Source organism: Stappia indica, from assembly GCF_020177335.1.
Classification (GTDB): Bacteria; Pseudomonadota; Alphaproteobacteria; order Rhizobiales; family Stappiaceae; genus Stappia; species Stappia indica_B.
Genome location: NZ_JAIVMG010000001.1, coordinates 840,629 through 863,310 on the forward strand (window position 1 = coordinate 840,629; position 22,682 = coordinate 863,310).

General features: G+C 64.9%; 20 protein-coding genes and 1 tRNA gene. 8 read left to right on the forward strand and 13 right to left on the reverse strand.

Annotated features, from left to right (window positions below; all coding sequences use genetic code 11):
* Positions 1-40: 40 nt before the first annotated feature.
* Positions 41-553 (reverse strand): DUF2059 domain-containing protein, encoded by a 513-nt coding sequence (locus LC062_RS03680; RefSeq protein ID WP_224909647.1) that lies wholly within the window; start codon positions 551-553, stop codon positions 41-43.
* Between the two features lie 58 nt (positions 554-611).
* Complete coding sequence (gene rpiA, locus LC062_RS03685) at positions 612-1,307, reverse strand: ribose-5-phosphate isomerase RpiA (protein WP_224909648.1); 696 nt, start codon at positions 1,305-1,307, stop codon at positions 612-614.
* Positions 1,308-1,706: 399 nt separating this feature from the next.
* Here rpiA and LC062_RS03690 point away from each other — a divergent pair, with 399 nt between their 5' ends.
* Positions 1,707-3,344 carry a methyl-accepting chemotaxis protein gene (locus LC062_RS03690; protein WP_224909649.1) on the forward strand — a complete coding sequence of 546 codons (1,638 nt, stop codon included), beginning with the start codon at positions 1,707-1,709 and terminating at the stop codon, positions 3,342-3,344.
* A 173-nt stretch (positions 3,345-3,517) separates the two neighbouring features.
* The gene (gene gph, locus LC062_RS03695; protein ID WP_224909650.1) at positions 3,518-4,213 is read left to right on the forward strand and encodes a phosphoglycolate phosphatase; all 696 of its coding nucleotides are present in this window, start codon (positions 3,518-3,520) and stop codon (positions 4,211-4,213) included.
* 27 nt (positions 4,214-4,240) lie between these two features.
* Here the strand turns inward: gph and LC062_RS03700 are convergent, their stop codons facing one another.
* Together LC062_RS03700 and LC062_RS03705 are read right to left on the reverse strand one after the other, a co-directional pair.
* A complete protein-coding gene (locus LC062_RS03700) occupies positions 4,241-4,888 on the reverse strand; it encodes a LysE family translocator (RefSeq protein ID WP_263625421.1) in 648 nt (215 codons plus the stop codon).
* A complete protein-coding gene (locus LC062_RS03705) occupies positions 4,885-5,340 on the reverse strand; it encodes an Lrp/AsnC family transcriptional regulator (protein ID WP_224909651.1) in 456 nt (151 codons plus the stop codon). Before LC062_RS03705 ends, LC062_RS03700 begins: the two co-directional genes overlap by 4 nt.
* A 239-nt stretch (positions 5,341-5,579) precedes the next feature.
* Here LC062_RS03705 and LC062_RS03710 point away from each other — a divergent pair.
* Positions 5,580-5,654, forward strand: a tRNA-Val gene (locus LC062_RS03710).
* A 125-nt stretch (positions 5,655-5,779) separates the two neighbouring features.
* On the opposite strand, the gene LC062_RS03715 is transcribed toward LC062_RS03710, so the two are convergent.
* Positions 5,780-6,619, reverse strand: a complete 840-nt coding sequence (locus tag LC062_RS03715; protein ID WP_224909652.1) for a hypothetical protein — start codon at positions 6,617-6,619, stop codon at positions 5,780-5,782.
* A gap of 587 nt (positions 6,620-7,206) precedes the next feature.
* On the opposite strand from LC062_RS03715, the gene LC062_RS03720 reads away from it, so the two are divergent.
* Positions 7,207-8,241: a GlxA family transcriptional regulator gene (locus tag LC062_RS03720; protein WP_224909653.1), complete on the forward strand. Its 1,035-nt coding sequence runs from the start codon at positions 7,207-7,209 to the stop codon at positions 8,239-8,241.
* A 567-nt stretch (positions 8,242-8,808) separates the two neighbouring features.
* On the opposite strand, the gene LC062_RS03725 is transcribed toward LC062_RS03720, so the two are convergent.
* From LC062_RS03725 to LC062_RS03740, 4 genes are all read right to left on the reverse strand, one after another.
* Entirely contained in the window at positions 8,809-9,603 is a 795-nt protein-coding gene (locus tag LC062_RS03725; RefSeq protein ID WP_318246093.1) for an amino acid ABC transporter ATP-binding protein, read from the reverse strand.
* Between the two features lie 59 nt (positions 9,604-9,662).
* The gene (locus tag LC062_RS03730; RefSeq protein ID WP_224909654.1) at positions 9,663-10,982 is read right to left on the reverse strand and encodes an amino acid ABC transporter permease; all 1,320 of its coding nucleotides are present in this window, start codon (positions 10,980-10,982) and stop codon (positions 9,663-9,665) included.
* A gap of 4 nt (positions 10,983-10,986) precedes the next feature.
* Entirely contained in the window at positions 10,987-12,189 is a 1,203-nt protein-coding gene (locus LC062_RS03735) for an amino acid ABC transporter permease (protein WP_224909655.1), read from the reverse strand.
* Between the two features lie 148 nt (positions 12,190-12,337).
* A complete protein-coding gene (locus LC062_RS03740; protein WP_224909656.1) occupies positions 12,338-13,354 on the reverse strand; it encodes an amino acid ABC transporter substrate-binding protein in 1,017 nt (338 codons plus the stop codon).
* A 290-nt stretch (positions 13,355-13,644) separates the two neighbouring features.
* Here LC062_RS03740 and metC point away from each other — a divergent pair, with 290 nt between their 5' ends.
* Positions 13,645-14,823: a cystathionine beta-lyase gene (metC, locus tag LC062_RS03745; protein ID WP_224909657.1), complete on the forward strand. Its 1,179-nt coding sequence runs from the start codon at positions 13,645-13,647 to the stop codon at positions 14,821-14,823.
* A gap of 49 nt (positions 14,824-14,872) precedes the next feature.
* Here the strand turns inward: metC and LC062_RS03750 are convergent, their stop codons facing one another.
* Genes LC062_RS03750 through LC062_RS21635 form a run of 4 tightly spaced genes read right to left on the reverse strand, consistent with a single transcriptional unit; the run spans position 14,873 to position 18,821 of the window.
* On the reverse strand, positions 14,873-15,190 hold the full coding sequence (locus tag LC062_RS03750; RefSeq protein ID WP_224909658.1) for a lipid-A-disaccharide synthase N-terminal domain-containing protein: 318 nt from the start codon (positions 15,188-15,190) through the stop codon (positions 14,873-14,875).
* A 3-nt stretch (positions 15,191-15,193) separates the two neighbouring features.
* Entirely contained in the window at positions 15,194-16,003 is an 810-nt protein-coding gene (locus LC062_RS03755; RefSeq protein WP_224909659.1) for a glycosyltransferase family 2 protein, read from the reverse strand.
* 8 nt (positions 16,004-16,011) lie between these two features.
* Entirely contained in the window at positions 16,012-16,956 is a 945-nt protein-coding gene (locus LC062_RS03760; RefSeq protein WP_224909660.1) for a phosphatase PAP2 family protein, read from the reverse strand.
* The gene (locus LC062_RS21635) at positions 16,953-18,821 is read right to left on the reverse strand and encodes an ArnT family glycosyltransferase (RefSeq protein WP_224909661.1); all 1,869 of its coding nucleotides are present in this window, start codon (positions 18,819-18,821) and stop codon (positions 16,953-16,955) included. Before LC062_RS21635 ends, LC062_RS03760 begins: the two co-directional genes overlap by 4 nt.
* 204 nt (positions 18,822-19,025) lie before the next feature.
* On the opposite strand from LC062_RS21635, the gene LC062_RS03770 reads away from it, so the two are divergent.
* From LC062_RS03770 to LC062_RS03780, 3 genes are all read left to right on the forward strand, one after another.
* Positions 19,026-19,847: a phosphodiesterase gene (locus LC062_RS03770; RefSeq protein ID WP_224909662.1), complete on the forward strand. Its 822-nt coding sequence runs from the start codon at positions 19,026-19,028 to the stop codon at positions 19,845-19,847.
* 445 nt (positions 19,848-20,292) lie between these two features.
* Positions 20,293-20,964, forward strand: a complete 672-nt coding sequence (locus LC062_RS03775) for a hypothetical protein (RefSeq protein ID WP_224909663.1) — start codon at positions 20,293-20,295, stop codon at positions 20,962-20,964.
* 270 nt (positions 20,965-21,234) lie between these two features.
* Entirely contained in the window at positions 21,235-22,680 is a 1,446-nt protein-coding gene (locus LC062_RS03780; RefSeq protein ID WP_224909664.1) for a cryptochrome/photolyase family protein, read from the forward strand.
* The last annotated feature ends 2 nt before the right edge of the window (positions 22,681-22,682 follow it).

Consider the following 22,682-nt stretch of genomic DNA (forward strand, 5'->3'; position numbering starts at 1 on the left):
TCCAGTGCGCGAGCAGCATCCCCTCAGGGGGTACGACCGATTACTCGGTCGCCGCCGCCTGTCGCTTGGTCAGCTCTTCGCGCACCAAGGTCACCATTTCCGTGGAAATCGCATCGCCCCACTGCTTGGCCGCACCGATCGACAGCGCCCGAAGCTCCGGCTCGACGCGGGAATACTTCTGGCCGAGCGGCGACTTGTAGAAGGCGGTCAGCTGGTTCAGCTCCTCGATGGAGAAGCGGCGGGCCCAGACCTCGAACACCACCTTGTTCAGCTCCGGACGGCGCGATGCAAGCGACAGCGCCACCTCGTTGACGATCTCGTCGATCATCGCCGTGTTGGCCGGATCGCGCTGGATGAACAGCGTGCGGGTGCGCTCGGCCATCAGCGGCAGCACATTGTCGAAGGCGCGGATCGCATTGGATGCGAACACGGTCTCGCGGGCAGCCGCAAGATGGTCCTCGGGGATGGTCTCCTGCGCCTGCAGCGGCAGGGCGGCGCTCATGAACAGCGCCGAAGCGGCGACCAGCAGGGTCTTGCGAGCGATACGGATCATTAAAAACTCCATTGCAAAGGGCATCGGCAGAGGGTTGGCTTACCCGGCCAGCCCGGTTTTATCCGGCGGCCGGGGTCAGGCGGTCCACGCCATCGGGTCCGGCGACATAGGCGGCATCGGCGATGCCGATGAACAGGCCGTGATCGACGACGCCGGGGATCCTCAACAGGGCGTCCGACACCGCGACAGGGTCGTGTATCTGCCCCAGTTCCACGTCAAAAATGTGATGCTGACCATCGGTCACGAACGGCTCGGCACCACCGCGCAGCGCTGGCACCGCCGAATAGCCGAGCGCGGCCAGCGCGCTTTCGATCGAATTGCGCGTCGCGCGCAGGCCGAAGGGAACCACCTCGATCGGCAGAGCAAAGGCACCAAGGCACGACACCCGCTTGCCCGCATCGGCGATCACCACCATCCGCGCGGAGGCGGTGGCAACGATCTTCTCGCGCAGCAAGGCGCCGCCGCCGCCCTTGATCAGCGTCAGATTGGCGTCCAGTTCATCGGCGCCATCGACGGTCAGGTCCAGTTCAGGGCAGTTTTCCAGGGTCTCCAGCCGGATCCCCTCTTCGCGGGCGAGCGCAGCGGTGCGCTCGGAAGTCGGAACGCCGACAACATCGAGGCCGGCCCGCACCCGCGCGCCGAGACCGCGCACGAAATGTTCCGCCGTCGAACCGGTGCCGATCCCCAGCCGCATGCCGGATTGCACCTCGCCTAGCGCTGCTTCCGCAGCCAGTCGCTTCAGATCTTCGCTCATCAAACCCGTCTTCCCAAATATCGATGCGCGTGAAGCGCCAGCGAGCGCGGGTTTAGCATGGGACGGCAGCAGCGCAAAGGGAAGCTGGCCGACACGCCGCCACCCCATATGCGTGCCAACACAACCAGAAAACAACCTGACGCAGAATCATGACGCTTCGTTAACCATCAATTTAAGAGAGTGCGTGCAGAATTCACAAAATTTCACAAATCATCCCTTGGGGAAGTTTCCGCACCCGGAGAACTTTCAATGCGCCTTTTTTCGGCAATACGCTCAAAAAAAACAGAAATCGCCACGGAGATCGCCACTTCGGAGGAAATCCCGCCCCTTCGCGATGGTCAAAGCACCAATGACTTACAAAGTGACGTCCGGGATCGTCAGACCGCGCTGACGCTCGACATGATCGAAGCGGACCTGCGAAGCGCCGCCGCCGGTATCGGGTCGGGCGCGCAGCAACTGCGCCAGAGGGTCGACGAACAGCTTGAGGTGCTCTCCGGCATCCGCGGCGATTCCGAAACCCTGCGCGGCGAGACCGAGCAGGCCGACCGCACCGCGCGACATCTGTCCGAGGCGATCGAAAGCCTGGCCGCGGCCAGTGGCGAGATCGACGATCAGGTGCGTCATTCCAGCCAATTGGCCGATGAAGCGCGGCAGGTCGCCGACACCGCCAATGCCGGCATCCAGGACCTGAAGACCGCCATCGACGACATTGCCCATGTGGTGCGACTCATTTCGGACGTGGCGAAGCAAACCAACCTCCTGGCCCTCAACGCCACCATCGAGGCCGCCCGCGCCGGCGAGGCAGGCAAGGGCTTCGCCGTGGTCGCCAATGAGGTCAAGGCGCTCTCGGTCGAGACCCAGTCGGCCACCGACGAGATCGTCGCCAACATCGCCCGCCTGCAGCAATCCGCCGAAGGCAGCATCGTTGCCGTCGACCGGATCATCGGCGTGATCGGCGAGATCCGCCCCAGCTTCTCCGCCGTCGCCGAGGCGGTCAGTCAACAATTGCAGACCTCCAAGGATGTCAGCGAGACGGCGCGACAGACCGCCTCCTTCGTGCGGGCGGTTACCGAAAAGGTCGGCACCATCGCCGCCGCCACCGACAACGCCGCCCAGTCGGGACGGGCGGCCGGCGCGGCCACCGACACCATGCTGGACCTCAGCGGCAACCTCAACAACCGGGTGACGATGATGATCCGGCAGACCGCCATGGGCGACCGGCGGCGCCACGACCGGCTGCCGGCGGAGCTTTCCGGCACGCTCACGCGCGGCGGTCAACGCTTGGCGGTCGGCTCCCGCGATCTGTCCGCCGGCGGTGTCCTCTTGGTGCCGCAACACCCTGGCGAGGGCGATGGGTTCACGCCCGGCCCGGCGCAGCTGGAACTTGCCGGGCTCGGCGCGGTGGCGGTCGATCTGGTGGCCCGCTCCGACAACGGGCTGCATTGCGCGTTTCGCTCGCCGTCTCCAGAGTTCCAGGCGAAGCTGGAGGCCAAGCTTACGCGGATTTCCGAAGAGCTTGAGCGCTACATCACCCGGGCCCGGGATGGCGCGACGCGGATCGCCGAGACCCTGACCCAGGCGCTTGCCGAGGGAAGCCTGTCGCTCGATGCGCTGTTCGACACCGACTATCGCCCCATCGAAGGCAGCAATCCGCCGCAGGTGACAAACCGCGCTCTTACCGCGCTGGAAGCGCTGCTGCCGGCGATCCAGGAAGAGATCCTGGCAGACGCCCAGAGCGATGGCATGTCCTTCTGCGCCGCCGTTGATCGCAATGCCTATCTGCCGGTGCACAATCGGATCTACTCCCAGCCGCAGCGGCCGGACGATCCGGTCTGGAACGCGGCGCATAGCCGGAACAGGCGCATGTTCGATGATCGCGCCGGGCTCAGCGCCGCACGCAACACCCGGCCCTTCCTGATCCAGACCTATCCGCGCGACATGGGCAATGGCGAGATCGTCTGGATGCGCGAGATCGACGCCCCGGTCATGATCGCCGACCGGCACTGGGGCGCCTTCCGCACGGCGTACCGGCTGTGAGCCCGGCCCGCCCCGCCCCCTCCTTCGCACCCGCGCCAAGGAGGGCGCAGGACTTGCCACGGGCAGCGAAACCCGGTAGCCACGCTGGGCCGCCCACTCATAAAACTGCCGGCCCTGAGCCATTCGCAGCCAATTTTATGAGCTTACGGCCCAGGTTCCTCCGGAGACCCGCAATGCCCGCTGCCCCCACGCTTGTTTTCGATCTGGACGGCACGCTTGTCGACACGATGGGCGACCTGTCGGCGACGCTGAACGCGGTGCTGGCCTCGCTCGGACACGCACCGGTGCCGCCGGAAAGCCTCGGCTCCCTGTTTGGCCAGGGCGCGCGGGCGCTGCTGCAGCGCGGCCTTGCGGACAATGGCGTGACGGCGGACCCGGAGTTGATCGAAACCCTCTACGCCCGGTTTCTCGACCACTACCTGGCGAATATCGCCGTGCACAGCCGCCCCTTTCCCGGCGTCATCGCCGCGCTTCAGCGCTTTCGCGCCCGTGGCTGGCGCTGCACGATCTGCACCAACAAGCCGGAATATCTCGCAAGGCCGCTGCTTGCCTCCCTCGGCATGACCGGCCATTTCGACGCCATTGTCGGCAGTGACACGTTTTCCCGCGCCAAGCCCCATGCCGAACCGGTGCTCGGCGCCATCGCCCGCGCCAATGGCTCCCCCGCCCGCGCCATCATGGTCGGCGACAGCAAGACCGACATCGACGCCGCCCGCGCCGCCGGGATCCCGGTTGTCGCGGTCACCTTCGGCTACACCAGCGTTCCGGTCGAGAAGCTGGCGCCGGATGCGATCATTTCCCATTTCGATGCGCTTGACGCCGCCGTAGAAGGGCTGGGCACCCTCCCCCGGACCGCCGCCAACGCCTGAAACTACCCCCGCACCTCAGACCCACCCTCACCCGCCGGCCCAGACCTCCACCAGCGGACCAGCCAGCGAGCCGATGGCGAAAACGCCGAAGGCGATCAGAACGACGCTTGACGCAATCCCGCTCCAGCGGGCGAACCCGGCCGACACGCGATGGCGCATGATGGCAACGCCGCCGCTGAGCAGCCCCCACCACAACAGCGATCCGAAAAACACCCCGCTGACCACACTGGCAGCCCCCGCCGCCCCCGGCGCCTCGGCAAGCCCGAGACCGGCGAAGATCGCCGCGAAGGCCAGGATCGTCATCGGGTTGGTGATGGTCAGGAAGAACGTGGCGGCGACTGTGCCGATCAGATCCCGCGCCCCGACCCTGGCCGCCGGCGCATCGACGCGGGAGATGCTCAGCGCCTTGACGCCGAGCCAGATCATGAACGCGCCGCCGATCAGCCGCAGCGGCGCGTCGATGATGGCGAGCCCGGCCGCGAAGGCGGCAAACCCCACCGCCGCGAAACTGGCGTAGACCGCATCCGCCAGCGCCGTTCCCAGGCCACCGGAAAGCCCCGCCCAGAAGCCGCGCTCCAGGGTGCGATTGATGCACAGCGCGCCGATCGGTCCGAGCGGCGCGGCAATCGCCAGGCCGAGAACCAGGCTCTTGCCGAAAAGCGCAAGATCGATCATGGCACCTCCTCCTTCGGGCAGAACGGCCCATCGGTCACCGACGACAGGGCAATGACCGTTTCACTGCGCTCCAGAAATCCGTGCCGCTTGACCTCGGCGAGCAGCGCTTCCAGCTCATCCAGCGACCCGACCCGGACCTTGGCCAGATACGACCAGGCCCCGGTGACATGGTGGCATTCGCCGATTGCCGGATGCGCCGCCATCATCCGCCGGAAGGCCCCTTCATCCGCATCCCGTGCAAGCGCGATCCAGAGATAGGCCAGCACCGGCAGGCCAAGCGCGCGCGGATCCGCATCGACGGTGAAACGGCGAATGGCGCCCGACGCCACAAGCCTGCGGATCCGCTCGTTGACGGCAGACGCGGACAGCCCGACCGCCGCACCGATATCGGCCAGCGAGCGCCGCGCATCCAATCCGAGAAGTCTGATTATTTTCTTGTCAATCTCATCCATAACCATAAATTATGTGGTCAATTTTATTTATTCAAGATATTTTATGGAAATCAAAATCAGAAACGCATCCCGCCCGCCGACACCACCGCTCCCCGAAGACCCTGCCCGCCGGCCCCGACAGGAGCCCCAATCAAACCCGTTTACGCCCCTATCCCCCGGGAATTTCCACAAGCCGGCAAAATCACCCTTGCGCAAACAATTGGCGTCGTTTAGATAACCGCCACCAGCCGATGGCGGCCGGGCGATTAGCTCAGCGGGAGAGCGTTCCGTTCACACCGGAAAGGTCACTGGTTCAATCCCAGTATCGCCCACCATTCCCCCCCTTTTAAAATTTGACAGCAAGAAGCACTTCAGCACGGTCCTTCGAACCGTTGCGCGGGGCTGAATTTGCCGTTGTCTCGTCCACCCCGACTTGCCCCACCCGCGCTGCCGGCCAGACTCACCCGCGCAGGCACAGCCCAAGGCCGATGCGGCGCAGCAGAAACCGGTAGGCGGCATGGGTGTGCGGCGCCGCGCTGCGGACCAGAAACGACAGAAGCTCCGTTCCCTCCAGAACATCGGCAACAAAGGCATTGGCGAAGGCCTCCGCCGCGTGACCGATGGTTAGCGCCGAGCCGGCCAGCGGCAGAAACTGGCGGTAGTAGGCACGTGAATGCCCCCCGCCGCGTTCCAGGTCGTAGACCGCGCCGATATAGTCATTGACCTTGGCCATGGCATAGACGTGCAGCCGGGCGTCCTCGTCCGGCGGTCCCTTGCGCATCCGAGACGACAGGGTCAGCCGCGCCCTGGCATAGGCATCAATCGCCTGCTCCATACGGCCGACGCTCCAGCACCGGGCAAAACAGGCGGCCTCCGCCCGCCCGGGCAAGCCTTCCAGCAACCAGGCCCGCGCGCCGGGCGGAAATCGCCCCAGCGCCCACTCGCCGTCCACATGCGCCAACGTCCCCCGCTCCACCTCGGACCGGCTCACCATCCCCATCCGGTCGCGCCGGATCGCCGGCCCCATCCAGATCGACCGCCCCTGCCCCGACGGACGGCCGCCATGATCGATGGCATGGCCGGTTTCATGGGCAAAGATACCAAGCCAGACCTTCCCCTCCGGCGTTCTCTCCCATCGGGCCGGTGCCACCACATAGTGATCCTCGGGCCGGTAGCGCCCCGCCGCACCGGGGAAATACTTGCGCCGCACCGGGCGGGTCGCGTTGAAGGCCGCCACTGCATCGGGATGCGCATTGCCGGCCAGATCCTTGACGTAGTGCCGCTCAAACGGGGTGCGCATGGCAAAGACGCCCCCTTCCTGCCTCGAAACGATACGCCTCCACCGCCCCGGCCGCGCCCGGCCTGCCGGACCGCTGCGCCGCACTCACGCCCCCTCGCGCCGCAACGCTGGCCCGGCCTTGCTTGCCAAACCCTTAAATCGCCGCAGACGATCCCCTGGAACGTCTTGTTTCAAAAAAGCGGAAGAACGCTTCGCAAAGACGTTAGGTACATTTTACTGAAAGCAGAAGAATTACGCCGAGATCTATCTCAGAAGATCCCAGAACCTCTGACCTCTTTTTCGCCAAAACACCAAGTGCGTCCGGTCGTTTGCACCGGCACACTCCTTCGAAGAAACTCCATTGAAATTCGGCTCGCCAAGCGGACGAACGGATCGAATTCTTGACAGGCGAATGCATTTCGCCAACGCAACCGAATATTTACAAAACCACAACGCGGCATAAACTTACTTCGCAACGCACAATTCAAACGCAACTTGACCCCCCCATGTATTCCCGGACTTTTTATTTGACAGCCCGCACCCCCACGCCCAGACTGAAGACAAGAAAAATACAAGATTTCCAGAGGCTCTGAACGCGGACGCAGCACATGGCGACACAGAATGGTTCGATCCCGACCGGTCAGGACGACGGGCAGAGGATTGCCCTTGTCCTGCTGGATCAGTTTTCCCTGATTGCCTTCACCTCGACCATCGAGCCGATCCGGCTGGCCAATCGTGTGCTCGGCGAGGACTTCTATTCCTGGAGAACCTATTCGGTCGACGGCAATGCAGTGCAGGCCAGCAACGGCTGCTGGATGTCGGTCAACGGATCGATCGCCGATCTCGATGATGCCGACATCACCCTGATCTGTGCCGGTGTGGATGTGGAACGGATTCCGCTCGATCGGGAGCTTGGCGCCAAGCTGCGCAAGCTGAACGCCCGTGGCCGAACCTATGGCGCGATCTGCACCGGGTCTTATGTGCTGGCGCGCTATCACCTGCTGGAGGGGCGCCGCTGCACCATTCACTGGGAGAACCTGCACTCGTTCCGCGAGGAATTTCCCGAGATCGAGGTGTCGGGCGATCTCTTCGCCATCGACCGCAACTGCATCACCTGCGCCGGTGGCATGGCTGCACTCGACATGATGCTGCGGGTGATCGCCATCCAGCATGGCGCCTATCTGGCTCATGAAGTGTCCGAGGTAGCGCTCTACCAGAACATGCGCTCCGGAGAATCCGCCCAGCGGCACGACCTGGAGGCCCGCACCGGCATTTCCAACGTCAAGATCCTCGACGCCATCCGCATCATGGACCTGCATATCGAGGACCCGCTGTCCTGTCAGCAACTGGCAATGACGGTCAACCTCAGTCCCCGGCAACTGGAGCGGCTGTTCCGCCGGCATTTCGACTGTACGCCGGGTCAGTATTATCTGAAGCTGCGCCTGGAAACCGCCCGCGACCTGCTGCGCCGCACCAGCCGGGCCGTGCTCGACGTGGCGATTGCCTGCGGCTTCGCCTCAACCTCGCATTTCACCAAATGCTACCGCGAGCGCTATCACTGCACGCCAACGGAAGAGCGCCAATCCTACTTCTGGGCGCAGGGCGAACGGCGCGGCGGCAAGCGGGTGCTGACCGCCCGATAGGCGCCGCCGTCCGCACGCACGCAACAGACCGGCGGTCACATGTCGCCGGCCACATTCTTTTCCCATCCGATACGGTCGTTTGGCCGTGGAAACCGGACCGCCGACAAAGGGCAACGCCCCCTCTCGGCGTCATCCCCCGGGCCGCAATCGGAGAGCCTGAAGACAAGCGTTTTCATAAGGCTGGAACCGATACGCCGTGCCTCTCCGGTCCCGGATCGCCGCGCGGCGGCGTCCGGGAGGACGGGGCGAGCGGGGCTTCGTCAGCACACTCACCGGGCCGCCGAAGCGGTCCGGCGTCGCTTAGGGTCCAGACCCACAAATGAGGCTGACATGGCATGGGAAATGGCAAAGCCTCGCGAGGAAGGGCGTGCGGAGCGGGCTTGTTGCCCGGTCAAACGCGCTGACAACGCAGAGTGAAGCCATTTCCATGTCCTGAAGGATTTGACCGGATTGCTCCTGCTCTTACGTTGCGAAAGGCTCGAAAATAACCATATTTCCTGCGCTTCCGCTCCTCGAGCAGAAGCAATCCGTCTCAAACCATTTCAAGCTCATTTATGAGTCTGGCCCCTAATGCAGGATCTGGCTGAGGAACAGCTTGGTGCGCTCGTGCTGCGGGTTGGTGAAGAACGCTTCCGGTTCGTTCTCCTCCACGATCATCCCCGCATCCATGAAGATCACCCGGTTGGCCACCTGGCGTGCAAAGCCCATCTCATGGGTCACGCAGAGCATGGTCATGCCCTCCTCGGCCAGCCCGACCATCACGTCCAGAACTTCCTTGATCATCTCCGGATCGAGCGCCGAGGTCGGCTCATCGAACAGCATGATCTTCGGGTTCATGCACAGCGAGCGGGCAATGGCGACGCGCTGTTGCTGCCCGCCGGACAACTGGCCCGGATATTTGTTCGCCTGCTCGGGGATCTTCACCCGCTCCAGATAGTGCATGGCAATCTTTTCCGCTTCCGCCTTGGGCATCTTGCGCACCCAGATCGGTGCCAGCGTGCAGTTCTCCAGGATCGTCAGATGCGGGAACAGGTTGAAGTGCTGGAAGCACATGCCCACCTCGCGGCGGATCTCGTCGATCTTCTTCAGATCGTCGGTCAGTTCAATGCCATCCACCACGATCGTGCCGGCCTGGTGCTCCTCCAGCCGGTTGATGCAGCGGATCATGGTGGACTTGCCCGACCCGGAGGGACCGCAAATGACGATCCGCTCGCCGCGCATCACCTTCAGGTTGATGTCGCGCAGGACATGAAAATCCCCATACCACTTGTTCATGTCCCTGATCTCGACTGCCACATCGGTATCAGAGATCTGCATTTTCGCCCGATTGGCCGTCGGGGTGGCGGCTGCGTTATCCGTCATGGCTCGTTAGCTCCAGAATCGTGGCCAGTGCATCGTCGGGACCGTCTGCGGACACGCCCTCATCGGGCATGTCCCCTGTGCAGCCGCTTCTCCATGTAAATCGAGTAGCGGGACATGCTGAAGCAGAAAATCCAGAAGACGAACGCGGCAAAGATGAACCCGGTGGCCGGGGTGTTGGGCGATGCCCAGTTGGAATCGGAGAAGTTCAGGGTCACGATCCCCAGAAGATCGAACAGACCGATGATCAACACCAGGCTGGTGTCCTTGAACAGACCGATGAAGGTGTTGACGATGCCGGGAATGACCAGCTTCAGCGCCTGAGGCAGGATGATCAGCCCCATGCCCTGCCAATAGGACAGCCCCATGGCGTTCGCCGCCTCGTACTGACCCTTGGGGATCGCCTGAAGCCCGCCGCGCACCACCTCGGCCATATAGGCGGAGGCAAACAGCGCCACGCCGATCAGCGCCCGCAGCAGCTTGTCGAAATTCACACCCTCCGGCAGGAACAGCGGCAGCATCACCGAGGACATGAACAGCACGGTGATCAGTGGCACCCCGCGCCAGAATTCGATGAAGATCACCGACACGAGGCGCACCACCGGCATATGCGACCGGCGGCCCAGGGCAAGCATGATGCCGATCGGGAAGGAGGCGACGATGCCGACGATGGCGACCACCAGCGTTACCAGCAACCCGCCCCAGAGTTGGGTTTCCACCGGCCGCAAACCGAAATCGAACGACACGACCGCCAGGATCAGCGCGATGGCGAGGAGACCGAGGCCGACGTCCCGGATCGGACCGAGCGGCGCGAGCCCGGCATTGATGCAAACCCCAAGGACGACGGCCAGCAGCACCGCGCCAAGCCCGACGAAGCCGAGCCAGAAGCCGGCGGACAGGTCCATATGCCCGCCAGTCAGCAGGACGAAGCCGAGAACGGGGAACACCACCAGCAGGAACAGCATCGTCAGACGCTTGAACGGCACCTGCGGAATGGCCGCGGCGGCAAGCCCAAGGATCAGCAGAATGCCGGTCAGGTCGACCCGCCAGCGCTCCTCCAGCGGATAGCGGCCATACATGAACTGGCCGAACTTGGCATACACGAAAGCCCAGCATGCACCGGCGTTTTCGACCACGCAGGCATCGCGGCTGTCTCCGACATAGACCGCGTCGATGAACAGCCAACTGATCACCGGCGGAATGGTCCAGACGAGGAAGAGAATGCCAAGTATCGTCAGGATGGCATTGCCGACGGAATCGAACAGATTGTCCCGGAGCCAGCCGATCGGTCCGGTCGTGGCGACCGGCGGGCTGAACGCGGGGGCTTCATCCTTGCGCACATAGGCGATGGATGTGCCTGGGGCGCGAGATCTGTCTGGCATGGCCCTACCTCTCCACCAGCGCCATGCGGCGATTGTACCAGTTCATGAAGCTTGAGGTGATCAGCGAGATGATCAGATAGACCAGCATGGTGATGATGATCACTTCGACCGCCTGCCCGGTCTGGTTGAGCACCGTTCCGGCGAACACCGCGACGAGATCCGGGTAGCCGATGGCGACCGCCAGCGAGGAGTTCTTGATCAGATTGAGATACTGGCTGGTCAGCGGCGGAATGATCACCCGCATCGCCTGCGGAATGATCACCAGCTGCAAGGTGCGGCGTGGCCGCAAGCCAAGCGAATAGGCTGCCTCCGTCTGCCCGTGCGCGACCGCCAGGATCCCGGCACGCACGATCTCGGCGATGAAGGACGCGGTGTAGAGCGACAGACCGAGCAGGAGCGCCATGAACTCCGGATTGACCACCACGCCGCCGGCGAAATTGAAGCCCTTCAGCTCCGCATACTCGAAGTGGATCGGCATGCCGCTTGCGAAAAACGCCAGCAGCGGCAAGACGATGATCAGGCCGAGGCCAACCAGAAAGCTGGGAAACTGCTCCCCGGTCTCCTGTTGTCGCTTGCGCGCCCAGCGGGAGATACCAATGGCAACCGCGATGGCCGCGATCAGCGCAAGAAAGATCAGCGAGCTGCCCGGCTCGCGGATCACCTCCGGCAGGATCAGCCCGCGATTGTTGAGATAGACCCCGGACAGCGGCTCCAGCGACCTGCGCGGCGAGGGAAGCACGCTGAGCACCGCCTTGTACCAGAACAGCAGTTGCAAGAGCAGCGGGATGTTGCGCAGCGTCTCCACATAGATCGCGGCAAGCTGGCGGATGACGAAATTGTGGGAAAGCCGGGCGACGCCGACGACAAAACCGATGATGGTGGCGAAGAACACGCCGATCACGGCAACCAGCAAGGTGTTGGTCAGGCCGACCCAGAAGGCCCGAAAATAGGTGTTGTCATTGGTATAGGCGATCAACGACTGCGAAATATCGAAGCCTGCCCTTTCGGACAGAAACCCCAACCCGGACGCGATGCCCGCGCGCTCCAGATTGGTCTTTGCGTTATAGGCAAAGAATGCGAGCACCCCCAGAAGGGCTAGAATCACCAGCACCTGGAACACCGCGCCGCGAACCTGCGGATTGTAGAACCATGATGCCCGTTCACCGTTACCCGCACCCTCGCTCCCAGCTGAGCTGACAGGGTTCATATCGGACTGTATCCCCTCGCCCGGATCACATTTGGTGACCCGATCTATTTCCGTCCGTTTTCGGACGTGTCGCGGCGGCTTGTGCCACCGTCTTTTTGGACCGGCGCCGACCGTCTGGCCGGCGCCGGCAAGCGTCTTGCCTTACGGCTTAGCGGATCGGCGGCGCGTACTGCAGGCCGCCCTTCGACCACAGCGCGTTCACGCCGCGGGCGATGCCGAGCGGGGTATTCGGGCCAACGTTGCGGTCGAACACTTCGCCGTAGTTGCCCACATGCTTGATGATGCGGGCCGCCCAGTCGTTGGACAGGCCGATCGCCTCGCCGAACTTGCCGTCAACGCCGAGCAGGCGCTTGACGTTCGGATTGTCCGAGCCCTTCATCTCCTCGACATTGGCCATGGTCACGCCCATTTCCTCGGCGTTGATCATCGCAAAGAGGGTCCAGCGCACCAGGTTGAACCACTGGTCGTCACCCTGGCGCACCACCGGGCCAAGCGGCTCCTTGGAGATGATCTCCGGCAGGACCATGTGGTCGCCCGGATTGGTGAGCTGCAGGCGGATCGAATAAAGGCCCGAGGCGTCCGTGGTGTAGACATCGCAGCGATTGGCGTCGTAGGCGGCGTTCACCTCTTCCAGCTTCTCGAACACCACCGGCTTGTATTCCATGCCATTGGCCTTGAAATAGTCGGTGAGGTTCAGCTCGGTGGTGGTGCCGGTCTGCACGCAGACCGATGCGCCGGACAGCTCCAGCGCCGAAGTCACGTCCAGCGACTTGCGCACCATGAAGCCCTGGCCGTCATAGTAGTTCACGCCGGCGAAGTTCAGGCCGAGCGTGGTGTCACGGCTCATGGTCCAGGTGGTGTTGCGCACCAGCACGTCGACTTCGCCGGTCTGCAGCGCGGTGAAGCGCTCCTTCGCGGTCAGCGGGGTGAACTTGACCGCCTTCGGGTCATCGAAGATCGCGGCTGCGATCGCCCGGCAGACATCGACGTCGATGCCGTTCCACTCGCCCTTGTCGTCGGGAGCGGCGAAACCGGCGAGGCCAGTGTTCGAGCCGCATTGCACAAACCCCTTGGCCTTGACATCGTCGAGCGTCGCGGCCGACGCGGCTGTCGCGGCAACGCCAAGCGCCGCTCCGAATACGATCGGAAGGATTTTACTCGTCATGGATACAGCCTTCTGTTGCCCTTGAAATATTATGGGTTCTTTGCGAGATCACGGACCCAGGATACGGGCGCCCCCCAACGAAGCTTAATCATCGGCAATGGAAATACCCCCTCCCGACAGTCTCCCGCGCCTTGTTATTGTGCGGAGCGTGAAGACCGCCTACGTCATCTCATGGATGCATTCGATGGCATTTATGGCTAAGGGTCAAGGGCCGACGCCCGGCAACACCGGAATTGTGAAATTTTTTTCGCAATCTGAAAATCACAAAAAAGCGATTCAAAAGGGTGATTATGTCCGCCTCTGCCAAGAACAGCCCGCAAGGTCTCTCCACACGCCTGGCCCACGCGGGGCGATCTCCCGAAGCGCATGATGGATTCGTCAATCCTCCGGTCGTTCATGCCTCTACGGTACTTTTCCCCGATACCGAGACGATGATTACGGGAAAACAGAAGTATCATTATGCCAGGCGCGGAAATCCGACGACGGATTCGCTGGAAGACGCCTTGTGCGAGCTGGAAGGCGCGGCCGGGGTCAAGCTCGCCTCCTCCGGGCTGAACGCCATTTCGGTGGCGCTGTTGTCCTGCCTGTCCGCCGGCGACCACCTGCTCGTCACCGACAGCGCCTATGCGCCGACCCGGCATCTGTGCGAGACAACGCTGCGCCGGCTCGGCATCGAGGTCGACTATTTCGACCCGACCGTCGGCGCGGGGATCTCCGCCCTGTTCCGTCCGAACACGCGGGCGATCATGACCGAGGCCCCGGGGTCGCTCACCTTCGAGATGCAAGACATTCCCGCGATTGTCGCCGCCGCGCGGACGATCGACGCCTTCGTCTTGATGGACAACACCTGGGCCACGCCCTGCTTCTTCCGTCCGCTTGACCATGGGGTCGATCTGTCGATCCAGGCCGGCACGAAATACATCGTCGGCCATTCCGACGCGATGCTCGGCACCGTCGCCGCTGGCCCGCGCGCCTGGGAGCGGCTGGAGGAAACCCATGGCGCGCTGGGCATGCATGTGGCGCCGGACGATGTCTTCCTTGGCCTGCGGGGCCTGCGCACCATGAAGGTGCGGCTCGACCGGCACATGGAGAGCGCCCTGACGGTGGCAAGTTGGCTGCAGCAGCGGCCGGAGGTGGCGCGGGTGCGCTATCCGGCCCTTGCCGACGATTTGGGACACGAGTTGTGGCGCCGCGACTTTACCGGCGCGTCCGGGCTCTTCGCCTTCGATTTTGTCGAGGGCACCAGCGATGAGGCCGCCCGCGCCTTCCTGGACGCGCTGAGCCTGTTTGGCCTGGGCTATTCCTGGGGCGGGTTCGAGAGCCTCGCCATTCCCGTTCGCCTGAAGGGCGCGCGCAGCGCCACGCCGCTGCCCGAGGGGGGCCCAAGCATCCGGCTGCACATCGGCCTTGAGGATGTCGCGGATATCCAGACGGATCTGGAAGCGGGTTTTGCCGCCTTGCGCGGCTGAGGCAAAAGCACCGATGGCGGCGCCGGGCTTTCCCGGCGCCGCGACCACATCAAAGGCTCGGATCCTGCCGCTTTTCGCGGAAGATCAGCCACAGATTGCGGAAATAGATGATCAGGCCGAGCCCCTGGCCGGCGATGAACACCGGGTCCTGCTGGCGGATCGAATAGATCAGCAGCAGGATGCCGCCGCCGATGGAAAAGAACCAGAAGGCGACCGGGACGATCGACTTCCCCACTCGCTCTGACGCGATCCACTGCACCACGAAGCGCATCATGAACATCGCCTGGGCGATCAGACCGAGGATCACCCAGCCATCGAAACGCTCGATGAACACCAGGTGCAGCCAGGCCAACAGATCGTGCAGCATGGGCTACTCCTTGGGCGCGGGGTTTGCCCCGCCGGCAATGGTGGAAACCTCGGGAATGACGCGCCGGCGGCGGCGCAGCCACCACACACCGTAAAGGTCGAGAATGCCGACCAGCGCCCGGTCGAAGATGCCGTATTTCGACTGGCCGTGCCGACGGTGCCGGTCGACGATGTCCACATGGACCACGCCGTAGCCCTCGCGCAGCACCAGCGCCGGCAGGAACCGGTGCCAGCTATCGAAATAGGGCAGCGCCAGGAACACATGGCGACGCAGCGCCTTCAGGCCACAGCCTGAATCCCGGGTCTGGTCGGCCAGCAGCCAGCCGCGCAGGCCATTGGCGAGGCGCGAGGCAACCCGCTTCGGCCCGCTGGCCTTGCGCCCTACCCGCTGGCCGGCGGCCAGGGCGACACCCTCGCCGGCCCCTTCCAGAGCTTCCAGCAACGCCGGAATATAGGCCGGATCGTTCTCGCCATCGCCGTCGATGGTGACGACAATGGCGCCGCGCGCATGGCGAAGGCCTGTGCGCACCGAGCAGCTCTGACCGCTGGAGCGGGCGTGCCGGAGGGCGCGCAGGACCGGTTTCTCCTGCGCCCGCGCCCGCAGCATCTCGTCGCTGCCATCGCTCGACCCGTCGTCGATGACGATGATCTCGAAGCTGCGTCCGGCCAGCGCCGTCTCGATCTCGTCGAGCAGTTCCGGCAGGTTGTCCCGTTCGTCCTTGGCCGGGACGATCACCGAGACCTCCGGATCCGGCCTTGCGGGCGATGACGCGGTCCGCGTTCCCGATCCGCTGTCAGTCGGTGTCTGTGTCATTGTGTCTGTCATGTATCCTGCGCGGACGGACCAGCCGTTCCGTGTTCCGTCCCGGTTTTGTAAAAGCTGCGCTTGCCGGTCAGCACATGCCACAGGGCAACGACGGACCGGCGCGCCGTGGCGCCGCCGATTTGCGGGCGCAGCGCCCCCGCCTCCGACAGCACGAAGCCGATCCGCCGATGCGCCATCCAGCGCGCGCCGACAACGGCGACACTGACGCCCAGCAGCGTCCCGGCGATCACATCGCTCGGATAATGGGCACCGACCATGATCCGGCTGAAGGCGATCCAGAAGCCGCAAACGATGATCAGCCAGCGGTAGCTGGGGAAGATCAGCGCCAGCGAGGCCGCCAGAGCGGCAATCGTGGTCGAATGCCCCGAGGGGAAGCTGGTGTACGCGCCGTTCAGCGCGAAAAAGTCGAAATGCACCGGCCCGACCTCCTCGTAGAGTTTCGGCCGGGCCCGGCCAAGGCTCCATTTCAGCACCAGAACGATGATCCCGCTGGCGCTGACGACGGCGAAGATATAGGCGCAATAGGTCCAGATCGTGGTCATCACCATCCGTATCCGCCAGGTCATTCGCGGCCAGTCCAGCGCGAGGCTCGCCAGGCAGAAGATCCCGGTGGTCCACAGGATCCAGTGCCCCTTGCCAATGTCGGTAATCGCGGCGAAGGCGTTGCGATACTCCGGCGGCAACGAGCGCAGCCAGGGGTAGGTCGGAATGTCGAGGATGATCACGGCGATGCCGACGGTCAGAAGCAGGATCGCCAAGACGTCCTGCGGCCGGTGGCCGGGTGGCAAGGGCGCCGGTTCGGCGGCAACCCGCCGGGCGCGGCCACGCACAAGCTGCCGGAGGTTCAGGGCGTTGGCCCTCACCCGGTCGAACAGCCTGCGCAGGCCGCGGGTTTGCCCTTCAGGGGCGGTCTCGTGGCCCGAGGTCGGCAGGCTAGTCATTCACGGGGCTCCGTCACGTTTGGTGAATTCGGCGATGTATCTGGCGTTGTGGCAGGGGCGGGCTCTGAGGGGCTCGGCCCATCCGCCCCGAGGGGCGCCGCGGGGACCGCTCCGGGCTCCGGCGCGGTGGTGGCCGGGTCGACCGGATTGGCGGGGGTGGCGGGTGCGTTCAACCGGTAAACACCGATATCCAGCGTCTTGCCGCCGTTGATGTTGAGGCCGCGCACCCGGTCGCTGCTGACCTCCTGCGGCGCACCGCCCTCCTTCAGCGCCTCCAGGAAGCGCTCTTCTCCGTGGCTTTCCACCACCGCGACGCGGCAGGCGCCGGCCGGAGCCTCCAGAAGATGGGCGGCGGCGGCTTCGGCCGTGGTCAGCAGGGTGTCGGTACCTTGCAGGAACACATAGCTCGGCTCGTTGAACCCGGCGCTGGCCACCTGCGGGTTGGGGCAGGCCGCGACCCGGTCGGCGGCTTCCGCCAGCCGTGGGCTGATCCAGATCGGCGATAGGGCCGGCATGGTGAAGCCCCAGGTGGCGACGATCATCAGGAAAGCTCCGGCCATGGCTCCCGGCAAGGCCGACACCGCCGCTCCGGCATGGAGGCGATGGGCGGCCGCAAGCCCCGGGATCAGCGCCAGGGCGGCGAGAATGGCGCCCGGAGGCGACGGCCATGTGCCGAGGTAAATTGGCGCCACCACATTGGCGAGCGCGACGCCCACCAGCGGCAAAGTGAAGAGCGCGGCCGCGCCCCAGCGCCAGGCGCGGCCCGGGGCAGCCTCGGCTTCGGCCAGCAGGCCGGCGGCGAGGATCGCCAGGGCCGGCAGCAGCGGCATGGTGTAATGCGGCAGCTTGGTGGCGGTCAGTTCGAAGATCACCCAGGTCGGCAGCACCCAAGCAAGCAGGAACAGGGTCATCGGCGTGCGCCAGGAGCGCAGCACGCCCGGCAGCGCCAGGAGCAGGAACGCCGGCAGCGGCCAGAAGCTGGCAAGCGCGGCGGCCAGATGGGTCAGCGGCGGCGCGCCGTGGCTTTCCTGCCCGGTCGCCACCTTGCCCAGAAGATCCTTGCCCACTGCCTCGGCGAAAAAGGCCCCTTCGGTCTGCAGGTATATGGCGACAAACCACGGCACGACGATCAGCACAAAGGCCACCAGGCCCCGCGCCGGATACAGCGCCTTCAGCCAGCCGGCTTCCCGCTTGACGAGACAAAGGGCGGCGATGGTCAGGCCCAGCACCATCGGCGCCACCGGTCCCTTGACCAGAACGGCGAGGGCGAGCGAGACCCAGAACAGCGCGGCCATCAGCGGGTGGCGGCGCGCGGCGCGGTCGAGCCAGATCCGGGCGAGCGCCCCCTGTCCGGCAAGGATCGTGGCGAGCAGCACCGCATCGGTCTTGGCCAGCCGCGCCTCGACCCCCAGAAGCAAGGCCGAGGCGACGAGCATGCCGGCGACGAAGGCGGCGCGCGGGCCGGTGAATGCCCGGGCGATCCAGTAAGTCAGCAGCACCGAGAGCATCGCCCCCAGCAGCGAGGGCAGCCGGTAGACCCAGATCGGCGCATCGGCGCCCAGACCACTTGCCTCGACGGCGGCCGCCTGCAGCCAGTAGATGCCGATGGGTTTCTTGTGCCGGGCTTCGTCCTGAAAGCGGATGTCGATGAAATCGCGGCTTTCGACCATCTGCTTGCTGGCCTGGGCAAAACGCGGCTCATCCCGGTCGAGCGGCGGCACCTGCATCAGCCCGGGCGCGAACAGCGCCAGCGACAGCACCACCAGAATCAGCGGCGCGAGGCCGCGATGTCCGAGAAGGCGCAGCCAGGGCGCACGCGCATTGTCGAAATTTCCCGGCTGCCGCCGTGCCACTTGTTCGTTCATCGTCCGACCGTTGCTCCGACCGTTGGGGCCTTCGCCCCCCGCGCGCTTCCTACATGAGCCCGGCGCAAAGGGAAACCTCTGCAATCCGTTTCTCTGTCGCCGATGCGGCCGGTTCCGCAGCCAGTGGCGAAGGCGATTGCCCGCCAGGGCGGATCATGCTCTAGACGGTCGCGGGAGACAGCCTTTCGTCAACGGAGAGCGTGAATGACCGTTATCGCCCAGATCAGCGATTTGCACATCCGGCCTCAGGGGTTGGCCTGCTACCGGGTCAGCGAGACCAACATGCTGGCCGAGCGGGCGATGTCCGCGCTCAACCGGCTCGATCCGCAGCCGGATGCGATCATCGTCACCGGCGATCTGGCGGACATGCCCGATCCACGCGAATATGCCGGAGTGCAGCGGCTGCTCGCCAGCCTCAAGGCCCCGGTCTACGTGCTTCCGGGCAATCATGATTCAACTGCCATGATGCGCGAGCGACTCACCGGCGTCGGGCCGATCGGCGAAGGCACGGCGGACAAGATGCATTACGCGGTGACGATCGGCGACGTGCGGCTGATCGCCCTCGACAGCTCCGTGCCGGGCGCCGCCCATGGCGAGTTGGGCCCCGATCAGCTCGCCTGGCTCGACCGGACCCTTGGCGCGGACACCACCCCGACCCTCATCGCGGTACATCATCCGCCCAAGAGCCTGGGCATCGAGCACATGGACCAGATCGGCCTGCAAGATGGCGAGGCGTTCGCCGAGGTCGTCGGCCGCCACCCGCATGTGGCGCGGATCCTGTGCGGTCATGTGCACCGGACGATCATCGCCGAGGTCGGCGGCCGGGTGATGACGCTGGCGCCGAGCACCGGCCATCAGGTCGCGCTCGCTTTCGGCGACGACGCGCCGGCCCATTTCATCATGGAACCGCCGGGCTATTTCCTGCACCGCTTCACCGAACAATCGGGCGTCATCAGCCATCTGGCCTATGTGGAGCCCTTCCCCGGCCCCTACCCGTTCTTCGCCGATGAAGGCGTCGACTGGTAGGCGGCACAGCTTCTCCGCAAGCGGGCCGCGCGCCCCCCCTTTCGAAAGGTGCGGCGCGCAGCGCGTAGGGCGAGGAATCCCCCCGGGTTTCTCGCCCCTGGGTGGCGTTGAAAAAATACCGCACGCAATCAAAATCACTCTTCATCACAAAAAAGTGAGATCGCCCATCGCATGTTTTTGCCGTAGGTTCGCCACATTTTCGCCACCATCAAAATGCCCAAGCGATCAAGACGTTACCCCTCAAGATCACCCCCACATGAAGAATTCACCAACATTTTATTCCGATTTTTGTGACTCAAATTACGGTTCCGTCAGGATGTTCGAGGGAGCATAATCAACAGAACTTCTAGAATGGCGGCATCAACGTCACCAGATATTAATTGTTTCGACATTCTGGCGATTACTGGCCAAAGAGCTGGAATCGCAATGCCTTGGGAGGCGACGAATGTTTGGTATTGCATCACGTGCAGTTGGCACGGCCCTGGCTGTTGGTCTGACCGCGTTGGTCTTCGCCAGCACCTCTATTGCGGCCGAAGTGACCAAGGAAGCGAGAGCAGGCAAGGGAGATCGCGAGACCTTCGTCTTGCCCGAGGATCGCCTCTCCGTCACCCTTGGCACCCCATCGGGATTTGGCGCCGGGTCCGACACCGGCGACGCTGGCGACTATGCCATCTGGGTCGGCGAGGTGGAGATCAATGGCCGCAAGGCGGTCTGGGTCGAGCTGATCGACGATCATGGCGAGGTCATCTACGACAGCGAAGTCGCGCACAATGAGACCCATCTGCTGCCGGACGGCCGCGCCGTTGTGGTGCGCGCCCTGACGGACCCGGACAACGAGAGCGTCCAGGTCGCCAAGACGGACCAGTCGCGGGTCGCGCCGGACGCGCGTCTCGTGGTCACCCGCCGGGTGGTGGACGACCCGTCCCTGAAGACCGCCATCGAGTTCATCGAGCAGACCCCGCGCGAAGCGGTCCAGCCGGAGCGCGAACCGACGGCGATGATGAAGATCGCCGCCTTCGGCGAAATGGTCTGGGAGCGGATTGTGGCCAGCCTCACGGCGGCCCGCGACAGTGTGATGGTCGCCTGGGCCTGGATTACCCAGCCGTTCCGGGCCTGACCGCCGCCGTCGTCTTTTCAGGCCTCCTCCTTCGTGCTGCGGACCCGACCGGCCCGCAGCTTTTTTGCGGCCCCGCGCGCCGGTCCGGCGGCCATCCGCGTCGGGCCCGGTCTCCGCGCCGATTGCCGGCACTCCCGCCTCGCCGCTCCCTTGTCCTCGTCCTCTTCTGACCCGGCCTTTCTCGGCGCATGATGCTGCGGGCGATGATCCAGCCGCCCGCCCAGCGCGTAGACGATCAAGACCGCAACAGCCAATCATTTGAGGACGATGATGGACGACACCACCACCGCCCCTGCCCTGCTCTGGTTCCGCAACGACCTGCGCCTTGACGACAACCTCGCCCTCGCCGCCGCCGTGGAGAGCGGACGGCCGATCCTGGCCGTCCACGTCGAGGACAGCGGCACGGACGGGCGACGAGCGCCCGGCGGCGCCTCGCGCTGGTGGCTGCATCATTCGCTCGCCTCGCTGAACCGGTCGCTCGCGGAGCTCGGCATTCCGCTGGTGCTGCGCCGGGGACCGGAGGCGGACGTCTTGCGCGATCTGGTGGGAGAAACCGGCGCGGGAGCGGTGTTCTGGAACCGCCGCTACGATGCGCCGGGCATTGCCGCCGACAGCGATCTGAAGGCCAGCCTTCGCGCCTCGGATATTGCCTGCGAGAGCTTCAACGGCGCGCTTCTGATCGAGCCCTGGCGGGTGCGCAGCGGCAGCGGCGGACCGCTCAAGGTCTTCACGCCGTTCTGGCGCGCCGCGCAAGCGGCCGGCGCGCCGCCGCAGCCGCTCGACGCCCCAGCGAAAGCCAAGGGCCATCCGGTCCCGCCCCCCTCCGATCGGCTGGAGGACTGGGGCCTGCTGCCGACCCGGCCGGACTGGGCCGGCGGCCTGCGCGACACCTGGCAGCCCGGCGAAGCCTCCGCCCGCCGGACACTCTCCCGCTTCATCGACGAACGGCTTGCCGGCTATGCCGACAATCGCGACCAGCCGGGCTGCAACGGCACTTCGATACTGTCGCCGCATTTGCGGTTTGGCGAGATTTCGCCGCGCCGCATCTGGCATGAGGTGTGCGCCGCCGGCATCGAGGGCGCGGCGCTGACGAAGTTCCAGGCGGAACTGGGCTGGCGCGAGTTCTCCTATCACCTGCTGTTCCACTTCCCCGATCTGGCGACGCGGAACTTTCAGCGGCGCTTCGACGCCTTTCCCTGGCGGGAGGATCCGGCCGGGCTCACGGCGTGGCAGCGGGGGCGCACCGGCTACCCGCTGGTGGATGCCGGCATGCGCCAGCTCTGGCAAACCGGCACCATGCATAACCGGGTGCGGATGGTCGCCGCCTCGTTTCTGGTCAAGCACCTGCTGCTCGACTGGCGCCTTGGCGAGGCCTGGTTCTGGGATACGCTGGTCGATGCCGACCCGGCCAGCAACACCGCCAGTTGGCAATGGGTCGCCGGCTCCGGTGCCGATGCCGCGCCCTATTTCCGCATCTTCAACCCCACCACTCAGGGCGAGCGGTTCGACGGCGATGGTGCCTACACCCGGCAGTGGCTGCCGGAACTTGCCAGGCTGCCGGACCGCTACCTGTTCCGCCCCCATGAGGCGCCATCCGAGGTGCTCGCCGAGGCCGGGGTCCGGCTTGGCGACACCTACCCCTTTCCCATTGTCGAGCATGCCAAGGCGCGCCAGCGGGCACTTGATGCATTCGAGACCCTCAAGAGCGCTGCCTAACC